The organism is Thiohalobacter sp. COW1, from assembly GCF_016629505.1.
In the GTDB taxonomy this organism is placed as follows: domain Bacteria; phylum Pseudomonadota; class Gammaproteobacteria; order Thiohalobacterales; family Thiohalobacteraceae; genus Thiohalobacter; species Thiohalobacter thiocyanaticus_A.
Window position 1 is genome coordinate 401,065 of the sequence record NZ_AP024239.1, and the last position, 18,340, is coordinate 419,404.

Annotated in this window: 16 protein-coding genes; 6 read left to right on the forward strand and 10 right to left on the reverse strand. The window is 66.2% G+C overall.

Going from position 1 to position 18,340, the window contains the following annotated elements; translation table 11 throughout:
• Positions 1-199 precede the first annotated feature (199 nt).
• Genes COW1_RS01765 through sufB form a run of 6 tightly spaced genes read right to left on the reverse strand, consistent with a single transcriptional unit; the run spans position 200 to position 5,050 of the window.
• Positions 200-634, reverse strand: a complete 435-nt coding sequence (locus COW1_RS01765; protein ID WP_201345243.1) for a SufE family protein — start codon at positions 632-634, stop codon at positions 200-202.
• A 33-nt stretch (positions 635-667) separates the two neighbouring features.
• Positions 668-994 (reverse strand): iron-sulfur cluster assembly protein IscA, encoded by a 327-nt coding sequence (gene iscA, locus COW1_RS01770; protein ID WP_096366752.1) that lies wholly within the window; start codon positions 992-994, stop codon positions 668-670.
• A gap of 40 nt (positions 995-1,034) precedes the next feature.
• The gene (locus tag COW1_RS01775; RefSeq protein ID WP_096366751.1) at positions 1,035-1,442 is read right to left on the reverse strand and encodes an SUF system Fe-S cluster assembly protein; all 408 of its coding nucleotides are present in this window, start codon (positions 1,440-1,442) and stop codon (positions 1,035-1,037) included.
• A 26-nt stretch (positions 1,443-1,468) separates the two neighbouring features.
• A complete protein-coding gene (gene sufD / locus COW1_RS01780; protein ID WP_201345244.1) occupies positions 1,469-2,818 on the reverse strand; it encodes a Fe-S cluster assembly protein SufD in 1,350 nt (449 codons plus the stop codon).
• A complete protein-coding gene (gene sufC / locus COW1_RS01785; protein ID WP_201345996.1) occupies positions 2,815-3,567 on the reverse strand; it encodes a Fe-S cluster assembly ATPase SufC in 753 nt (250 codons plus the stop codon). Before sufC ends, sufD begins: the two co-directional genes overlap by 4 nt.
• Positions 3,568-3,604: 37 nt before the next feature.
• On the reverse strand, positions 3,605-5,050 hold the full coding sequence (gene sufB, locus COW1_RS01790; protein ID WP_201345245.1) for a Fe-S cluster assembly protein SufB: 1,446 nt from the start codon (positions 5,048-5,050) through the stop codon (positions 3,605-3,607).
• Between the two features lie 523 nt (positions 5,051-5,573).
• Between sufB and COW1_RS01795 the strand changes: the two genes are divergently transcribed.
• Positions 5,574-5,861, forward strand: a complete 288-nt coding sequence (locus COW1_RS01795; protein WP_096366748.1) for an encapsulin-associated ferritin-like protein — start codon at positions 5,574-5,576, stop codon at positions 5,859-5,861.
• Positions 5,862-5,894: 33 nt separating this feature from the next.
• Here the strand turns inward: COW1_RS01795 and COW1_RS01800 are convergent, their stop codons facing one another.
• The 4 genes from COW1_RS01800 to COW1_RS01815 all read right to left on the reverse strand — a co-directional run bounded on the left by COW1_RS01800 (position 5,895) and on the right by COW1_RS01815 (position 14,114).
• Positions 5,895-8,036 (reverse strand): sulfatase, encoded by a 2,142-nt coding sequence (locus tag COW1_RS01800; RefSeq protein ID WP_201345246.1) that lies wholly within the window; start codon positions 8,034-8,036, stop codon positions 5,895-5,897.
• Between the two features lie 106 nt (positions 8,037-8,142).
• Entirely contained in the window at positions 8,143-9,111 is a 969-nt protein-coding gene (locus tag COW1_RS01805) for a sulfotransferase (RefSeq protein WP_201345247.1), read from the reverse strand.
• A 123-nt stretch (positions 9,112-9,234) separates the two neighbouring features.
• Positions 9,235-10,695, reverse strand: a complete 1,461-nt coding sequence (locus COW1_RS01810) for a lipopolysaccharide biosynthesis protein (RefSeq protein ID WP_201345248.1) — start codon at positions 10,693-10,695, stop codon at positions 9,235-9,237.
• Between the two features lie 38 nt (positions 10,696-10,733).
• Positions 10,734-14,114: a VanZ family protein gene (locus COW1_RS01815; RefSeq protein ID WP_201345249.1), complete on the reverse strand. Its 3,381-nt coding sequence runs from the start codon at positions 14,112-14,114 to the stop codon at positions 10,734-10,736.
• A 91-nt stretch (positions 14,115-14,205) separates the two neighbouring features.
• Here COW1_RS01815 and COW1_RS01820 point away from each other — a divergent pair, with 91 nt between their 5' ends.
• The 5 genes from COW1_RS01820 (at position 14,206) to COW1_RS01840 (ending at position 18,181) form a co-directional block, all read left to right on the forward strand.
• Positions 14,206-14,985, forward strand: a complete 780-nt coding sequence (locus tag COW1_RS01820) for a serine protease (RefSeq protein WP_201345250.1) — start codon at positions 14,206-14,208, stop codon at positions 14,983-14,985.
• 254 nt (positions 14,986-15,239) lie between these two features.
• Positions 15,240-15,908: a hypothetical protein gene (locus COW1_RS01825; RefSeq protein WP_201345251.1), complete on the forward strand. Its 669-nt coding sequence runs from the start codon at positions 15,240-15,242 to the stop codon at positions 15,906-15,908.
• On the forward strand, positions 15,908-16,195 hold the full coding sequence (locus COW1_RS01830; RefSeq protein WP_096366741.1) for an HPr-rel-A system PqqD family peptide chaperone: 288 nt from the start codon (positions 15,908-15,910) through the stop codon (positions 16,193-16,195). Before COW1_RS01825 ends, COW1_RS01830 begins: the two co-directional genes overlap by 1 nt.
• Positions 16,192-17,112 (forward strand): HprK-related kinase A, encoded by a 921-nt coding sequence (locus tag COW1_RS01835; RefSeq protein WP_242466473.1) that lies wholly within the window; start codon positions 16,192-16,194, stop codon positions 17,110-17,112. The genes COW1_RS01830 and COW1_RS01835 overlap by 4 nt, the downstream gene beginning before the upstream one ends.
• Positions 17,105-18,181 carry a nucleotidyltransferase family protein gene (locus COW1_RS01840; RefSeq protein ID WP_096366739.1) on the forward strand — a complete coding sequence of 359 codons (1,077 nt, stop codon included), beginning with the start codon at positions 17,105-17,107 and terminating at the stop codon, positions 18,179-18,181. The genes COW1_RS01835 and COW1_RS01840 overlap by 8 nt, the downstream gene beginning before the upstream one ends.
• Positions 18,182-18,340: the final 159 nt, after the last annotated feature.

An 18,340-nucleotide genomic window follows, 5' to 3' on the forward strand; every position in this document is an offset into this window, starting at 1 on the left:
CGTTTCAACGTAACCGTCATTGCCGCGCAGGTGGGTATCCAGCTGTCTCCGGGCACAGGTGCGTTCTGTTCCCGCCTCTGCGGGAGATATCCCTGAAACAGAGACACGCGAATCTGGTATTTGTTCCGGCCTTGATCTGACTATAGAGACGGGACAGGAGGTTGTCGATATTCCATTCGCCGCCCTAGCGGCGCCCGGTTCAGGCCGGGGCTGAGGCGTTCTGCTGAGCCGCCCTGGCCTGGTTCTTCATCATTTCGAACAGGGCATAGACGCCGATATGGCGGTTGGGGGAGAGCTGCTCGTCGAGCTGGAGTTTTTCGAAGATCTCGTCCATGTCGAGTTGATTGATCTCGGCGGCGCTGCGGCCGCTGGAGAGCTGGATCAGCAGGGCCAGAACGCCCTTGATCACGGCAGTGTCGCAGTCGCCATGGTACTGGATCGCACCCGGCTGTTCCGGGTCGGGGTAGGCATGTATATGCACGGTGCTCATGCAGCCCTTGACCCGGTTGTCCTCGGTCTTGAGTTCCCCCGGCATGGGCGGCAGCTGCTCGCCCAGTTCGATCAGGTACTGGTAACGCTGGTCCCAGTCGCCCAGCAGTTCGAAGGTGTCGACGAATTCCTGTAGGTCGGTCATGCCTGTCCCGTTACTGCCCGGTGTGAATGGCCTTCAGACGCTGAAGGATTCGCCGCAGCCGCAGCTGTCCTTGACGTTGGGGTTGTTGAACTCGAAACCCTCGTTCAGGGCATTCTGGCGGACATAGTCGAGCTCCATGCCGTCGAGCATGGGCATGCTTCTGCTGTCGACTACGACCTTCACGCCATGGCATTCGAACACCTGGTCGTCGTCACCGATCTCGTCGGCGTAATCGACCACGTAGGCGAAGCCGCTGCAGCCGCTCTTGCGGGTGCCCAGGCGCAGCCCGAGGCCTTCGCCGCGTTTGGCCAGCATGGTGCGGACGCGTTCGGCGGCCGCTTCGGTAAGCTGTATGGACATCAATTGCCTCCCGTCAAAACTCGTGGTGCGTAAACTGGGGTCAGAGCATGCCCAGTTCAAGCCGGGCCTCGTCGCTCATGCGGTCCATGGTCCAGGGCGGATCCCAGACCAGTTCCACGTTGACCTCGTTGACCTCTTCCAGGCGCCTGACCGCCTTGGCCACCATGCCCGGCATGCTGCCGGCGACCGGGCAGGCCGGGGCGGTGAGGGTCATGTCGATGTCGACTTTGCCGCTGGCCTGGTGGATCACGATCTTGTAGATCAGGCCCAGGTCATACAGATTGACCGGGATCTCCGGGTCATAGACGGTGCGCAGCGCGGCGATGACACGCTCCTCAAGGGTGTCGCCCTCGACCTCCAGCGGCGTGTCCTGATCCGGCTCGCTGTGGCCCTGACCGGCCTGGTCGAGTTCCTCTTTGTCGATGAAGCGGGCGATGCGTTCAAACATGGCCTTGTCTCCGTGTTTCCAGGTGGTTAACCGCTGGCGGTCGTGTCGATGTTCACATCGGCCAGCCGATGCTGCAGCTTCTGGTCGACCCGCTCGATGAAGGCAGGTACCGTACAGCTTTCCAGCACCTCGTCGGCAAAACCCAGGCACAGCATCTTGCGGGCGGTGTCGGCATTGATGCCGCGGGCGCGCAGGTAGAACAACTGCATCGGATCCAGCTGACCGACCGTGGTGCCGTGACTGCACTTGACGTCGTCGGCGAAGATCTCCAGCTGTGGCTTGGTGTCGACCTCGGCGCTGCGCGACAGCAGCAGGGTGTCGTTGGACAGGTGCGCCTCGGTCTGCTGGGCGTCCTGGATCACGCGGATGCGACCGTCCAGCACAGCCTTGCCCCTGCCGGCCAGGATGCCCTTGAACTTCTGCTCGCTGTTGCAGCGCGGCACCGGGTGGCGTACATCCAGATGGATGTCGGTGAGCTGGCCGTCGCCGGCGAAGTAGAAGCCGGCCAGTTCGCAGTTGGCTTCCTCGGCGCTGAATGCGGTGTGGTACTCGGTGCGCGCCCAGGTGCCGCCGAGGCTGGCCACCATGCCGCGATAGCGGCTGCGCGCGGCCTGGGCCAGGTGGATCACGCTCATGTGATAGGCCTGGGCGGCCTCGTCCTGCAGCCGGTCATGCTCCAGTTCGGCGTCCTCGCCGAGCATGATCTCGGTCAGGCCGTTGTTGAAGTAGGCCGCGTCGGTGGTACTGGCGTACTGTTCGACCAGCCGGGCGCTGGCGCCCTGGTCCAGCACGATCAGGTTGCGCGGGGTCATCACGCTGGGCTCGTCCAGGCCCACCGACAGGTACAGCACCTCGATGGGCTGTTCGATGGCGACCCCGGCCGGGATGTACAGGCACATGCCGTCGTTGAGCAGGGCGGTGTTCAGGGCCTCGAAGGTCTCCAGGTCATTGTCGATGATGGCCTTGCCCAGCCACTGATCGACGAAGTCGCTGCCGCTCTCGATGGCCCCGCGCAGGCTGATCAGGCTGACGGCGCTGTCCAGGCCGCCGGTGGCCGACAGGTGCGGCACCAGCCGACCGTTGGCGAACACCAGCCGGGCCGCGGGCTGTTCCACCAGCAGCAGATCCTCGATGTCGGAGTCGGTCAGGGCCTCGAAGGCCTCGTCGCGGTAGCGGAACGGCTGTTCCAGCACCTGGCCGATGTTGCTGTAGCGCCACTCCTCGGCCTTGCGGGTGGGAAAGCCCTGTTCCTCGAACCGGGCGGCCGCGGCCTGGCGGCGCGTCTCCAGCCACTGCTGGCCGGCGCCCGGCAGCGTCGACCGCGCGGCGTCGATCAGCTCGCGGTAGTGCTCGACAGGCTTGAGGGCCTCGCTCATGCCGCGGCCTCCTCGAGGACCCAGTTGTAGCCCTTCTCTTCCAGTTCCAGGGCCAGCGACTTGTCACCGCTGCGGATGATCCTGCCGTTGGCCAGCACATGGACGAAGTCCGGCTCGATGTAGTCGAGCAGACGCTGGTAGTGGGTCACCAGGATCATGCCGCGCTCGGGGCTGCGCAGGGCGTTGACCCCGTCGGCGACGATGCGCAGGGCGTCGATGTCCAGACCCGAGTCGGTCTCGTCCAGGATGGCCAGTTTCGGCTCCAGCACGGCCATCTGCAGGATCTCGTTGCGTTTCTTCTCACCGCCGGAGAAGCCGGCATTGACCGAGCGCTTGAGCAGGTCGGGCTTCATCTCGACGATCTTGAGCTTCTCCTGCATCAGCTTCATGAAATCAACGGCGCTCAGCGCCGGCTCGCCGCGTTCGACGCGGATGGCATTCAGCGATTCGCGCAGGAACACGGTGTTGTTCACGCCGGGCAGTTCCACCGGGTACTGCATGGCCAGGAACAGGCCCTTGCGGGCGCGCTCCTCGACCTCCAGGTCGAGCAGGTCCTGATCCTCGAACCTGACCTCGCCGCCGGTGACCTCGTAGCCGTCGCGGCCGGACAGGACATGGGCGAGGGTGCTCTTGCCGGAGCCGTTGGGGCCCATGATGGCGTGCACCTCGCCGGCGTTGACCTCCAGGTTCAGGCCCTTGAGGATGGGCTGGCCGTCGACGTCGACCGTGAGATCCTTGATAGAAAGCAGCATGTTGATAATCCTCCTGCGTTAATCCGGGTTCGGTTCAGCCGACAGCGCCTTCCAGGCTGACACTCAACAGTTTCTGGGCCTCGGCGGCGAATTCCATGGGCAGCTCCTGGAACACTTCCTTGCAGAAGCCGTTGACGATCATGGAGACGGCGTCCTCTTCCGACATGCCGCGCTGGCGGCAGTAGAAGAGCTGGTCCTCGCCGATCTTGGAGGTGGTCGCCTCGTGCTCGACCTTGGCGGTCGGGTTGCGCACCTCCATATAGGGATAGGTGTGGGCGGCGCACTTGTCGCCGATCAGCAGCGAGTCGCACTGGGTGTGGTTGCGCGCGTTCTCGGCCTTCGGGGCCATGCGCACCAGGCCGCGATAGGCATTGCTGCTGTGGGCGGCCGAGATGCCCTTGGAGACGATGGTGCTGCGGGTGTTGCGGCCCATGTGGATCATCTTGGTGCCGGTATCGGCCTGCTGGCGGCCCTTGGTCACGGCCACGGAATAGAACTCACCGCGCGAGTCGTCGCCGCGCAGGATGCAGCTCGGGTACTTCCAGGTAATGGCCGAGCCGGTCTCGACCTGGGTCCAGGAGATGTGCGAGCGGTCGCCGCGGCAGTCGCCGCGCTTGGTGACGAAGTTGTAGATGCCGCCCTTGCCCTGCTCGTCGCCCGGGTACCAGTTCTGCACCGTGGAATACTTGATATAGGCATCCTCCAGCGCGACCAGCTCGACCACGGCGGCGTGCAGCTGGTTCTCGTCGCGCATGGGCGCGGTGCAGCCCTCCAGGTAGCTCACCGTGCTGCGGTCGTCGGCGATGATTAGGGTGCGCTCGAACTGTCCGGTATTGGCCGCGTTGATGCGGAAATAGGTGGACAGCTCCATCGGGCAGCGGGTGTCCTTGGGGATGTAGACGAAGGTGCCGTCGGTGAACACGGCCGTGTTCAGGGCGGCGAAGTAGTTGTCGCGCGCCGGCACCACCGAGCCCAGGTACTGTTTGACCAGCTCGGGATGCTCCTGCACCGCCTCGGAGATGGAGCAGAAGATCACGCCGGCCTCGGCCAGCTTCTCCTTGAAGGTGGTCGCCACCGAGACGCTGTCGAACACCGCGTCCACCGCCACGCCGGCCAGGGCCTTCTGTTCCTCCAGCGGGATGCCCAGCTTCTCGTAGGTCTCCAGCAGGGTGGGGTCGACCTCGTCCAGGCTCTTCGGGCCTTCCTTCTTCTTGGGCGAGGAGTAATAGGAGATGGCCTGGAAATCGATATCCGGGTGGTGCACCGAGGCCCACTCGGGCTTGGTCATGGTCAGCCACTGGCGATAGGCCTCCAGCCGCCATTCGAGCAGCCACTCGGGCTCGTTCTTGCGGGCGGAGATCTGCCGGATCACGTCCTCGTTGAGCCCCGGCGGAATGGTCTCGGATTCGATTTCGGTGACAAACCCGTGCTCGTATTCCTGGCGGATCAGTTCGTCGACTTGTTCGGTTCCGGTACTCATCGATTGAGCTCCTCTCCCGGCAGACCCGATGCGTGTTCGGTGCTGCCTGCTTTAAGATGCTGGCCCGGGCCCGGCCTGGTTCAGGGGGGCCGTTGCGGTCGGCGGCGCGGTCCTGTCGTCTCGCGACGACGGTGAATCCCAGCCGGATTGTACAATTTTTGCCACTTTCCGGTGGGTTCCCGGGTGTCGGGCCCCGACGAATTTCCTTAGCTAATTGGTCGGGTATTCTAATAATTGTTGACCAAAATAGTCAACATTATTTCCGGTGGGGATTGGGTGTCGGAAAAACAGTGACTTGGACCTGCGGGAGACGGGCTTTCCCGGCTGGCTGGGAGTTTGTTACCCCTGAGCGGGCGGGACCGTGCCGGTAACTTTATTATATTAACGCTGTCAGCCGCAGTATCGCAAGCTGTCGGACGTCGGTCGGGGAGTTGATTGTCCGGTTTTCACCGGATGGGGTAGGATGGCCGCACGATCGGGTGCCCCGATCCCATTGTCCGAAAACCAGCGAAGGAGAAACAGCGTGGCGAACGAAGGTTACCATGAACCTGTCGAGGAACTGGATGACGAGACCCGCGATATGCATCGCGCCATCACCTCCCTGATGGAGGAGCTGGAAGCGGTGGACTGGTACAACCAGCGGGTCACCGCCTGCAAGGACGACGAGCTGCGCGCCATTCTCAAGCACAACCGCGACGAGGAGAAGGAACACGCCGCCATGGTTCTGGAATGGATCCGCCGGCGCGATCCCAAGTTCGACGAGGAACTGCGCGACTACCTGTTCACCGACAAGCCCATCGCGCACGACTGATCCTGAATCCGCGGCGGCCCGTCCGGGCCGCTGTCATCCCTTTCCGTTCCCCGCCGCCCGCGGCTGCAGCAACTGGCCGTCCCATTCCATACCGGGTTCCAGCGACATCCATTCGATCAGTTCCCGCTTCAGCCGGGCCGCGACGTCCGGATAATCGTCGATGACGTTGTCATAGCACAGCGGGTCGTTCTCGATGTCGAACAGCCAGTACTCGGCACCGTCGCGCATGGGCAGGTAGACCAGTTTCCATTTGTCGGTGCGGATCATGCGGTCCTTGGCCTGAATCACCCGGCTCCGATACTCCGGCTTGATCGCGAGCGTGCCGGTGTGCTTGTCCGGCACCTCCAGCATCTCCAGCAGCGGCGGATATTGCAGGTGATTGTCCTGCAGTCCGGGGATCTGTCCCAGCCAGACGCCGGTCTCGTGGAAGGCGGGCAGGTCGAGATCGAAATCCGCCTGCTGCAGATAGCCGGCAAGTGAGACGCCGTCCACCGATTCAGGCACCGGAAGCTGCAGCAGTTCCAGCAGGGTGGGCATCAGGTCCACGCTGCGCACGGTGCGGTGTACCGCCCGGCCGTCGCGGTAACGCGGATCGAGAATCAGTATCGGGATGCGGGCGCTGGGGTCGTCCCCGACCACGCTGTTGCCCTGGCCCCAGGTGTGGCGCTCGAACAGGTCGGTGCCGTGGTCGCTGTAGATGACGATCAGGGTGTTGTCGCGCAGGCCCAGTGATTCCAGGTGCTCGACAATGGCGCGGACCTGATCATCGAAGCTCCTGACCGCGCCGTCGTAGAGATCGATCACCTGCTGGATGTCGAAGGCCTCCTTGCCCTGCTCCTGGCGCTTGATGATGGAGGAGGGGTCGGTCAGCCCGGACAGCGCGAACTTGGAATCGCCGTAATAGTCAGCGGCTGCGAACATCCCGTAATAGGGGTATTCCGAGCCGAAGGGCGCATGGGTCGCACCCATGAACACGTTCAGGTGAAAGGGGCGATCCCCGGCGGCGTATTCGCTCAGCAGCTGCCTGGCCTTGTAGGTGATCTCGGTGTAGATGGGAAAGCCGGCGAGGTAATAGATCTCGGGCAGCAGGCGCTTGCCCAGCGGGTTGTGGGCGAACAGGCTCAGGAACAGCCGGATGTCCTTCGGGCCCTGGCGGATGAGAAATTTGATATTCCACTGGTCCTCCGGCAGGTCGGTCTTCCGGTAGCCGAAGCTGAGCTTGGCCAGATCGCCGCCGGCCCAGTCGCCGACGGCGGCGGTATGGTAGCCGGCACGGCTGAGCAGTTCGGGCAGACCGGTCGCCGGAAGCCGGGTCTCGGGATCCCCGATGTAGTTGCTGCGGATGCCGGTGCGCTGCGGCCAGGCGCCGGTGAGCATGCTCGCCAGGCTGGGCGCGGTGCGGGCGACCGGGACATAGGCCTGGGTGAAGAAGGTGCCTTCGCGGGCCAGGTCGTCGATGTAGGGGGTGAGTTCGCGCGCGTAGCCGGTGACGCTGAAGCGGTCGGCGCGCAGGGTGTCCGAGCCGATCATCAACAGGTTCATGCGCGGCGTCGTGGTGCCGGCCTGCAGGCCGTGGCTGACCGGCTCAGGGTGATAGTTCAACCCCAGGTACAGGGCGGCGCCGGCGATCGCGTAGGCGGTCAGAAAGCGTGCGGTGCCCACGGCACCGCGGCGGCGTCCGGCCATGATGCCGCTCAGCAGGGCCAGTCCCAGCAGCCCGATGATCAGGATCTGAAGCAGGGTAAGCCGCGTCGGGGTGAGCAGATCCCAGACCGGGTACAGCCTGGCCGGATCGTAGAGGAAGGAGGCGATGATCCCGGAGGGGTTGTAGAGCAGCAGATGCAGGAACAGGGCACCGGTGATGATGCTCCAGGCCAGCCCGGCCCAGATCAGTGCCGGCAGGAAACGGACCGGGCGGCCATGGCTCTGGCAGCGGGCGAGATGGATTACGCTGCCCACGCTGGCCAGGGCGAATGAGATCAGCCAGGTCCAGGCGGCCAGCCGCAGCATGGCAAGGGCGGCATAGCTACTGTAGGAGTCCAGGATCTCGCCGCGGATCTCGGGCCCGGTGCGGGTGAAATCGAGCAGTGACTTGGCTGTCAGGACCAGGGTGACCAGGGTGGCGACCACGGCCGCCGCCGCCAGCAGTTTCCAGTATTGTCTGTGTTCGCGCATATCTTGAGTACCAGCCGCGGCTCGTAACGGCCGCTTCCTCGGTCAAACCCTGAGCTTAGCGCCGCTCCGGTGTGGCCGGCAATAGCCGGAGGCTTACAAGGCCGGCTCAGAGACGCGCCACCGGGCGCTGGTGAAAGGTGCGGTTGAACCATTTGCGCACCCGGTTGTGCAGCCGGTAGCCGGCGCGCAGGGGCAGGGGCAGAGGCGCGACGGTTGCCGACAGCGGGTAAGCGTATGCGCGCAGCAGGTCCGGTACCGCCCGTTCAAAGGTGGCGATCTGGCGCGGCGTCATGCGCTCGCGCCACTTCCCGACGTTGCCCTGCTGCAGTCCCTGCGAGACCAGCGGCGTGGTCTTGAGCAGCTTGCTGTCCATCTGGCCGGGACGTTCGAAGTCGAGGATCTCCTCGCTGTAGGGTTCGTGCAGGAAATCGCACAGGCGTTCGAGCTGCTCCTGCGGCGCGTCCAGCAGGTCCTCGTAGCGCAGCTCCAGGTAGCGCTCCGGCCCCAGCCGGCGGCCGCTGCGCCGGCCCGCCTCGACGCATTCCTCCCAGTAGCGGGCGGCGTGATAGATGTTATAGACATCGAAGTCGTGGCGCCGCGCCAGCATGGACAGGGCCACGTCGCGGCCGTCGCGGATCAGATGCACCACCTGGCAGTTCGGGAACAGGGCGTCGATGGTGTCCAGGTGCTGGACATAATAGGGGGTCTTGTCACCCCAGCGCACCTTGCCGGCGCGCCGGGCCAGATGCCGGTAGAGAGCGTCGATGAGCCCGGCCAGGCCGACGGGCCGTTCTGCGGCCAGGGCCCGGGCCAGTCCGGCCAGCTGCGGGTCGCCGGCCTCGACAAACTCGCGGAAGAACACCGGCCGCAGCTTCTGCATGGCCTGGAGCAGGTCCTGAATCTGTTCGCTGCGGTCCAACGGCGGTTGCGGGCCGTAGCGGCGGTACAGGGGGATGAAGAAGTGCGATTCGTCCCCGGGCAGGAACAGCCGCGGATGCGAGCGCAGCATGTACAGCAGCAGGGTGGTGCCGGAGCGGGGCGCGCCGACGATGAACAGGGGCCTTTCCGGATTCATGGAGACAGCGATACCTCGGCAACGACACGACAGCCAGCGCGTAGGATGGGTGAAGGCGCTCTGCGCCGCAACCCATCAGCGGCGGGGATGATGGGTTGCGCCTCGCTCTGCCCGGCCGGCGATTCAGCCACGGCGCAGCAGCCAGCGCCGCCAGCGCTGCGCCTCGTCGCGGATACCCGCCAGTGGCAGCGCCAGAAACACCAGCAGATAGAACAGCACCGCCGCCGCCGCCATCCCGAACAGATAGGGCCAGCTCAAGGTGCTGCCCAGCTGCTGCTGCCAGAGGCCGTCCAGCCCGGCCAGGAAGCCGAACAGCAGCAGGTTCAGCAGCACCGGGGCGGCCAGGGCCGCCGGCAGATCCGACCAGCGTGCGTCCAGGCTGCGCCGGGCCAGGGCGAAGAAGCGCAGCGCGATCCAGGCCTGGCAGGGCACCATGGCCCAGGCCACGCCGACCATGCCCCAGCGCAGTCCGATCAGGCAACCCACGGCAATGACCAGCGCCGACTCGACCTGCAGCGCCAGTTCCCGCCCCAGCCAGTTGCGCGCCGCGGTCACCGCCCGCGACGGCCGGATGATGCACTGGCTGAGGCCGATCAGGGACAGGATCTGCAGCGGCAGCGCGGCCGGGCTCCAGTTGGGACCGTAGACCAGGGTGATGAAGGCCGGCGCCAGCCAGAACAGGCTGACATAGATCGGCAGCATGTACAGGGTGACCAGGCTGAGCGTGCGCCGGTACAGCCAGCGCGACTGGTCGGCGTTGTCCTGCAGCTTGGACAGGGCGCGGAAGGTGGTGGCGTAGGCCGGGGTGCCGATCATCTCGGCCGGGATCTGGAACAGGCTGCCGGCCTTGTTGTACAGGCCGAGGAAATGCTCGCCCAGGGTGCGGCTGATGAGAAAGTTTTCCACCTGGCGGTTGATGTGGAAGGCGACATTGTTGGCCTGGATTCGTACCCCGTAGCGGCCGAGGTCGCCCACTGCCCGGCGGTCCAGCTGCAGGGTCAGCGGCAGACGCACCACCCGTTTGCTCAGCAGGATCTGGATGAAGGTGCCGAGCAGACCGCTCAGCACCAGGCTCCATACGCCCATGCCGTGCCAGGCCATGGCGATGCCGGCCAGCCCCGACAGGAACATGCCGCCGAAGGAGACCAGGGCGAAGGCCTTGAAGCGCATCTCGCGGTGCATCCAGGCCGCCTGGGTGTTCATCAGCGGCCGCAGCAGGAAACCCACCGCCGCCGTCTGCAGCAGCGGCCGGTACAGCGGGTCGTCGTACCAGGCGGCGAAGGGCCAGGCCAGGAGGTAGAACAGCAGAAACAGGCCGGCGCCGATCAGCAGCTGCAGGGTGAAGGCGGTATTGTAGTGGCGCTGTTCCACCTCGCGGGCCTGGACCAGCGCCTTGGACATGCCGCCCACCGCCACCACCGTGGCCAGGCCGGTGAAGATCTGGATGGTGACCATCATGCCGAATTCTTCCGGCACCAGCAGGCGGGCCAGGATCACGCCGAACACGAATTGCACGGCGAAGCTGCCCGTGCCCTTGGTGATCAGCCAGGTGGTGCCGGAACGGAGCGAATCCTGCAGGGCCATGGGCAGCGGGTCAGCGGGCGCGACGGGTGGAGCCGTCGTTAACGAATGATGCGACGTTCAATCTCGCCTTCCTTGTCAAAGCGTACAAGCTCCACCTGCGAGCCGTCGCGCGCGAACCACCACTGGCTGCGGCGTTCGCCGCTGCGGATCTCGCAGCCGACGGCGTTGTCGCGATCGGGCAGGCGGCGGACCTCGGTCGCCCGCCCTGCATCCAGCAGCGAGGGCAGCATCACCACCAGATAGTGGTCCAGCCGGGCCGGTGCGGACGGGCTGACCTCCAGGCGCCAGGCGCCCGGCTCCAGGGTGCGGCCGCGCTCGTCGCGTTTGGCGATGCGCGTATAGACGGCGCCGTCGTCGTCATAGTTTCGGTCGCCCAACCGGAACTCTTGACCCTCACCGCCGATGCGCTGGATGCGCGGCTGTTCGGGCAGCAGGATATGACCTTCCAGGCGGCCGCCGGCGTGGCCGGGACGATCCTGCCCGGGTGGCAGTTCGATCAGGAACTCGCTGCCCTCGACCCGCGGCTCGGTCTGGCTGTGCAGCAGCCAGCGCTTGGTGAAGTCGGCGCGGGTGGCCTCGACCCGGTCGAACACGATGACGGCATCCTGCACCCGGTCGTAGACGAAGGCCCGGCGCAGCGATTCCACCCGCCGGGTGCGGTGGGCGAAGGTGCCCTTGCCCGACAGGCGGTTGGTGTAGGCCGGGGTGAGGTCGGCCAGTTTGACCGCTGCGCCGGCATCCCGGTACACGGCCAGGGTCTCGGCGGTGTGGTAGAGGTCGTACTGTTCCCGCCAGTGTTCCAGGTCGAGCGGAGCGGCCAGGCCCCAGCCGGAGCCGATGCGACGCTGGCCGCCGTCGTTGTGGATGTGGCGGATCCTGTCGCCCTGGTGCCGGGGCACGGTATCGGCCGGATCCGTCACCGTGATCACATTGTGGGCGATGCTCTGGTAGGCATAGTTCAGGTGATGATCGGAGCCGTACTGCTGCGGATAGATGCCGCTGTCGATGGCCAGGGCGCCGCCCTTGTAAATGGTGAAGGCGCCCTGGTCGAGGTGCATGTGCGACCAGTAGTTGTCGCCGGCCTTGAAGCTGACGAAGGTGGCCTCGGGCGACCAGTCGCTGCGCGCGAGCAGCAGGCCGACGCCGTCGGCGTAATGGCTCAAAGGCAGTTGCTGCCTGGCCCCGGGCCGACACAGGCCGGTATCGGGCAGCGGTCCCCAGGGCCAGCTCAGGGGCTGGGGACGTTTCGGGTTCGGGCAGCCGTCGAGACTGTAGACCGCCGGGTGGTTCAGTTCCACGCCCAGGGCGGCGGCGTCCGGTACACTGTTCTCGTACAGTCCGCCATCGCCGATATGGATGTCCTCGCCGTCGGGCCGCTTGCGGTGGACCAGAAAGTCGGCGAAGCCGCGCAGTCCGGACTCGCTGGCGAACAGGTCCTCGCCGGTGGCGGCGCGCCACATATTGGGCAGCTGGAACACGGCGTCGCCGATGCCGATGGCGACATACTCGGCACCCTCGTGCCAGCCGCCGTTCGCGCCCATCACCTGTCGCCAGACCGGCAGCACGCTGTGCTTCCAGTAATGGTGGGTGAAATTCATCACCGCCCCGGCGCGCGGGTGGTCGCCATGCACGGCGATGGCGCAGGCCATCAGGGCCTGGAACGGGCTGTTGTACAGATACACGTTATAGGGCGAGAGCTGGTTGCGGCGGATGAAGCGGATCTGGTACTCGCAGGCATCCAGGGTCTTTTCCAGCAGACTGGCACGCTGCGCCTCGCTCCATTTGTCATACAGCCAGTCGTAGGCCATGGCCAGCGGCTTGGTCTGCTGATTGCCGCGCCAGCGCAGTTCCAGTTCGAGCAGTTCGGCGTGCAACTGGCCCAGATCCTGGCTGCCCGGGACCAGTACCTCGGCCATCACGGCGTCGAAGACGCGGTGATGGCGCCGATTGGCGTCGCTGGCCCGGCGCTGCAGATGCTCCAGGTAGTGGGGATTTTCCGCGCGGATGATATCCAGCTGCCGGGGTGTCGGGTAGGGCAGACGCGGATGTGCCATGCGGAAGCCGGGCAGCTCGGCCGTCGGCAGGCTTTCCGGCGCCGGGATCTCGCGCACCTGCAGTTCCTGCCCGGCGTTGCCGGGCTGGGGGCGGATCAGCAGGGTGGCGGCCAGGCTGGCGGCGAGCAGGATGCCGAAGGCGTACAGGGCCTGACTGGCGGCCAGCGGCCGGAGCGGGCGTGGGCGCGGTTGCGGGGCGCTCAGCAGCCAGGCCAGCAGCCAGCCGAGCAGGGCCAGGATCACATCGGTGATATCGCCCTGGCGCCCGGGCAGACCGCGCTGCTGCCACTCCAGGCCGAAGGACAGGGCCGCAATGGCCAGCACCCCGGACCACAGCAGCAGACCGCCGGCACGGGCCAGCGGCGTCTGCCGCAGGAACAGGCCCAGGGCCAGGAACGGCCAGAGTTGGGCGGCGACATCGGTCAGTCCGAAGCCGTGGCTGATCTGGGGCGAGAAGGGCCGCCAGTTGAACGGGTGCAGCCGGGCGGCGCCGGGGTCGACCTGGCTCTGGGCGAGAATATAGCCGCACAGCGCCGCGGCCGCGCCGATCCAGGGCCACAGGGTTTCACGCCGCCGCAGCAGCAGCACCAGACCGAAGCCGAGCAGGGTGCCCAGCACCAGATCGAGTGTCAGCTGGCTGCCACTGATCAGTACCCGGGCGGCCAGCAGTGCCGCCAGCAGCAGCGCCAGCAGCCGCAGACGCGGCTGTTGCGGTTTCAGCAGCTGCAGCAGGGCCAGGGCGAAGGCCAGCACCAGGCCCAGCCGTGCCAGGGCGGCCGGCAGGTCCAGCAGTGCCGGGTTGCGCAGCCCGTTGTACAGCGGCAGCAGGCTGTGGCGGATGCCGCCCGGGCTGAGATCGGGCAGCAGGGGGCTGAGTTCGATGAACAGCCACAGCAGCACCGTCAGCCCGGCCGCCGCGGCGGGGGCGTCATCCCGCAGCCAGCGCAACCGCTGGCGTTGCAGCCAGCCCGGCAGGCCGGTCCGGGTGCCGGTGGCCAGCAGTGCGCCCAGCCCCGCGCCGGTGATATTGAGCAGGCTGTCCAGGCCCGAAGTGGTGCGCCCGGGCAGAAAGTGCTGCAGGGCTTCCAGGCCGAGACTGGTGCCGGCCGCCAGCAGCAGCACGGGGGCCAGGCCCGTGCGGCCGCGGCGACGCCGGTGGCCGGCCCAGAGAAAGCCGAACGGCATGTAGACCAGCAGGTTCAGCAGCGCGTCGGCGCCGTTGAATCCCGGCAGCAGACTGTCGGGCAGCCAGCCGGCGGCCGGCAGCCGCCAGCCGCTGAGCGGATACAGGCTGCCGTAAGCGATCAGCAGGGTATAGCTGAGTGCCAGGACAAGAAGCAGGCGTATGTCGCTGCGTGAACGCATGAGGGCATCGCGGGATCGTTGTATTTGTCGGCCGTTTGGGTATTGTAACGCCTAAACCTCATCCGGCTCGATAACAACAAGGCACAGTGACATGCGGTTTACCTGGCTGAAGCTTCTGGCCGTGCTGACCCTGTTATGCAGCGCTCCGCCAGCGCTCGCCGCCGCGGACTATGCCGGCATCATCGATCGGACCAAGCCGGCCATTGTCGGGATCGGCACCTTCCAGAAGACCCGGCGGCCGCCGATCCGGCTGCTGGGGACCGGCTTCGGCGTGCTGGACGGGCGTCACGTCCTCACCAACCTGCACGTGATCCCGGACGAACTCGATGCCGTGCACCATGAGTATCTTACCGTGATGGTCGGCAGCGGGCGTCGTCCGGAACTGCGCCGGGCCAGGCTGCATGCCTCCGATCCGACGCATGACCTGGCCGTGCTGCGGATCGAGGGCGCGCCGGTCCCGGTGCTGGAACTGGCCCCGCAGGCGCGGGTGCGCGAGGGCGGCATCTACCTGTTCACCGGGTTCCCCATCGGCGCCGTGCTGGGGCTGTATCCCGCCACCCATCGGGCCATGATTGCCGCCATCACGCCCATCGTGATCCCGGCCGACCGCTCCAGCCAGCTCGATCCGGCCACGGTGCGGCGTCTGCGGGCTCCCTATGATGTCTATCAGCTCGATGGCACCGCCTACCCGGGCAACAGCGGCAGTCCGCTGTATCAGCCGGAGTCGGGCAGGGTTGTCGGAATTATTAACAAGGTATTCGTCAAGGAGACCCGGGAATCGGCCCTGAGCGATCCCAGTGGCATCAGCTACGCCATTCCGGTCACGCATGCCGCGGCCTTGCTGCAGCGCATCCGGCAGGCACAGAACTGAACCGGAATCATGCGCCTGTGCTATCTTTCCAGGAACGCGCAAGACAGACCGGCCGCGAAACCGCCGGTACCGGGAGGCGTCAAAGAATTTTACATATCCGGGATGACTGCCGCTGTCCTGCGGACACGGGGCTTCGTGTCGGACCACAGCTGTTTGATTTGGCAATGATAAATTCTGTATGGCATGGCATGTGCTTAGCTTAAGGTATGAATCTGCCCGTTCCAGTCCGGGCACTGTCCAGGATGCAGCTTAAAATGGCCACTGAAAAAGACACAGAAAAAACCGAAAATCAGATAGTTGAATCAGAATCTGCAACGCCCGTCGGCAGCGGGACCCGGCGCCGCATCCTCAAGGGTGCGGCCCTGACCCCGGTGCTGCTGAGCCTGAGCAGCCGGCCGGTGCTGGGCGCGGAGTGCACCATCTCCGGCTTCATGTCCGGCAACGTGTCCGATCACGGCCACGACGACTGCGCCTGCGGTTTCACCCCCGGGGCCTGGAAGACGCCCGACAGAGGCGACGGCAACTGGAACCACACCCCCTTCGATCCGGGTACCTGTGCCAACAGTAAGGGTAAGGGGAAGGGTCAGTGCAACAGCTACAACAGCGACGGCACTCCCTTCTTCAGCCCCGGCACCTTCAGCGGCAGCGACCCGCACTACGCCGGCAAGACCCTGATGCAGGTGCTGTGGCTGCAGGGCAACCAGGACCCGCACCAGTTCGGCGCCCATATCGTCGCCGCCCTGCTCAATTCCTATGCCATCCCGGGCTACGGCATGAGCCCCGCCGATGTCCAGGCCATCTACGCCAACGTCGATGCCAACGGCGGTGCGGCCGCCGGCTACTACATGGGCAACAATGGCAAGATCCTCACCGTTGAACAGGTCGTCGCCTTTATCCAGAGTACCCTCTGCGCCTATCAGTGATGTCCGACCGCCGTTGGCAGGTCTGCGGTCCGTCCGGGCTGGCCCGGGTGGACTGGGACGGAGAGGTCGCGATCTATCACCGCGGCAGCGGTGACACCCATCTGCTCGATCCCCTGGCCGCCGAACTGCTCCGGGCCCTGGAGCAGCAGCCCCGCAGCGACGCGGATTTGGTTTCCCTCCTGAGTGAGTTAGTATCCCCGGAACCGGCGCGGCCGCCGCAGGCGCTGGTTGAGACCATCCTGGGAGAACTCAAGCGATTGAACATTATCGAGCAGGTCGAGCCTTGACCCTGGCCGCCATCGCCCCGGGGCGGCTGCCGGGGCAGCTGGCCGGTCCGGGGATCTGTGTCAGAACCGGCCCCTTCGTTTCGCGCATCCAGTCGCGCCTGCCCGCCGTGGCGGCCGGCCTGGCGCTGCTCTATCCCGATTATCCCCTGGCCGACCCCGACGGATTCACCGACTTCCGGGTGCGATTGTTCAGCCCGAACCCACTGCGCCGCTGGTGGCGGCCGCAGGTGCAGTTCGCCATGGACGGCCGGATTCCGTTCAAGCCGCTGCCCCTGAGCCAGGCCTACCCGCTGCTGGAATGGGGGCTGAACTGGTGCATCACCAGCCATATGCATCACTATCTGTTGATTCATTCGGCGGTGGTGGAGCGGAACGGCCTGGGCGTGATCCTGCCCGGCGAGCCGGGGGCGGGCAAGAGCACGCTCTGCGCTGCGCTGGTGCTGCGCGGCTGGCGGCTGCTGTCAGACGAGATGGCGGTGATCGATCTGGACCGCCTGGAACTGATCCCGGTGGTACGGCCGGTGAGCCTGAAGAACGCCTCCATCGAGGTGATCCGCCGCTTTGCCCCCGAGGCGGTCATCAGCCCGCCGGCGCTGGACACCCTCAAGGGCACGGTGGCCCACCTGCGGGTGCCGCGTGCCAGCATCGAGGGCATGGACGAACCGGTCCGGGCCGGGGCCATTGTGTTTCCCCGCTACCGCCCCGATGCCGTGCCGGCACAGGCCGCGTCCGAGACGCCGGGGCGCACCCTGCTGCGCATCGCGCAGAACACCTTCAACTACAGCCTGCTGGGCGAGCGTGCCTTCCAGGCCCTCGCCGCCGTGGTGCAGGGCAGTCGCTGTCACGACCTGAGCTATGCCGATCTCGACGAGGCCATCGCCTGGTTCGACCGCCTGAGCGGGGGCGCCCATGCCTGACACCGGCCTGCCCCTGCTGGTTCGGGTGCTGCGGGCGCCGGAGGTGGCTGCAACGCTGGATGCGCCCGCCTGGGAACGGCTCATCCGCCAGGCCCGGCATGCCAACCTGCTGGCCCGGCTGGCGCACCAGGTCGCCGCCGTCTGTGAGCCGGCGGCGCTGCCGCCGCCGGTGCAGCGGCATCTGGATTCGGCCCGCAATTTCGCTGCCGCCCATGCCCGGGTGGTGCGCTGGGAGGTCAACCGCATCCGCCGTGCCCTGGCGCCGCTGGGCGTGCCGGTGGTGCTGCTGAAGGGCGCCGCCTATCTCATGAGTGGGTCGCCGGTGGCGATCGGCCGGGTGTTCAGCGACGTGGATATCCTGGTGCCGCGCGCGCAGCTGGATGCGGTGGAGGAGTCGTTGTACTGGGCCGGGTGGTTGACCACGCATCACGACGCCTATGATCAGCGCTACTACCGCCAGTGGATGCATGAGTTGCCGCCGCTGCGCCATGTCCGCCGCAGGACGGTGCTGGATGTCCATCACAACATCCTGCCCGAGACGGCACGACTCAGCCCGGATCCGGAAAAACTGCTGGCGGCGGCCGAGTGCATCGACGCGCCCGAGCTGCATGTCCTGTCCGCCGAAGATCGTATCCTGCACAGCGCCACCCATCTGTTCCATGATGGCGAGTTCGAGCATGGGCTGCGCGACCTGGTCGACCTGGACGGACTGCTCCGCGCAGCGGCCGGGACGAGCCCGGATGTCTGGGAGCGCCTGCCGGTGCGCGCCGGGGAACTGCAGCTGTCACGTCCGCTGGCCTATGCCCTGCGCTACTGCCGGGAGATCCTGGGCACACCGGTGCCGGACGCGCTGCTGCAGTGGACGGATCGGGCTCTGCCCGGTCAGGGTGTGCGCGGTCTGATGGACGCCCTGATGGCACGCGCCCTGCGTCCGCCGCACCCCGACTGCGATGATGCCTTCAGCCCGCTGGCGCGCTGGTTGCTGTATCTGCGCGGCCATGCCCTGCGCATGCCGCCGCAGCTGCTGTTGCCGCATCTGGTGCGCAAGGCGGTGAGGAGTGAGGAGTGACGGGGTGTTCTCCACCCATCCTACCTGTCCGGGGCGGCAGGTCGTGCGGTGTGTAGGATGGGTGAAGGCGCGTGCGCCGTAACCCATCGTCTCCAGCGGTGTGATGATGGGTTGCGCTGAGCTTCACCCATCCTACCCGTTGCAACGCGAATTGCGTGG

Bases quoted from the DNA above. Each gene is read 5' to 3' on its own strand.
- COW1_RS01805 (WP_201345247.1), bottom strand. From the start codon at position 9,111: ATGAATCCGGAAAGGCCCCTGTTCATCGTCGGCGCGCCCCGCTCCGGC.
- COW1_RS01775 (WP_096366751.1), bottom strand. From the start codon at position 1,442: ATGTTTGAACGCATCGCCCGCTTCATCGACAAAGAGGAACTCGACCAG.
- COW1_RS01820 (WP_201345250.1), top strand. From the start codon at position 14,206: ATGCGGTTTACCTGGCTGAAGCTTCTGGCCGTGCTGACCCTGTTATGC.
- iscA (WP_096366752.1), bottom strand. From the start codon at position 994: ATGTCCATACAGCTTACCGAAGCGGCCGCCGAACGCGTCCGCACCATG.
- COW1_RS01840 (WP_096366739.1), top strand. From the start codon at position 17,105: ATGCCTGACACCGGCCTGCCCCTGCTGGTTCGGGTGCTGCGGGCGCCG.
- sufD (WP_201345244.1), bottom strand. From the start codon at position 2,818: ATGAGCGAGGCCCTCAAGCCTGTCGAGCACTACCGCGAGCTGATCGAC.
- COW1_RS01815 (WP_201345249.1), bottom strand. From the start codon at position 14,114: ATGCGTTCACGCAGCGACATACGCCTGCTTCTTGTCCTGGCACTCAGC.
- COW1_RS01825 (WP_201345251.1), top strand. From the start codon at position 15,240: ATGGCCACTGAAAAAGACACAGAAAAAACCGAAAATCAGATAGTTGAA.
- COW1_RS01830 (WP_096366741.1), top strand. From the start codon at position 15,908: ATGTCCGACCGCCGTTGGCAGGTCTGCGGTCCGTCCGGGCTGGCCCGG.
- COW1_RS01810 (WP_201345248.1), bottom strand. From the start codon at position 10,695: ATGGCCCTGCAGGATTCGCTCCGTTCCGGCACCACCTGGCTGATCACC.
- COW1_RS01765 (WP_201345243.1), bottom strand. From the start codon at position 634: ATGACCGACCTACAGGAATTCGTCGACACCTTCGAACTGCTGGGCGAC.
- sufB (WP_201345245.1), bottom strand. From the start codon at position 5,050: ATGAGTACCGGAACCGAACAAGTCGACGAACTGATCCGCCAGGAATAC.
- COW1_RS01800 (WP_201345246.1), bottom strand. From the start codon at position 8,036: ATGCGCGAACACAGACAATACTGGAAACTGCTGGCGGCGGCGGCCGTG.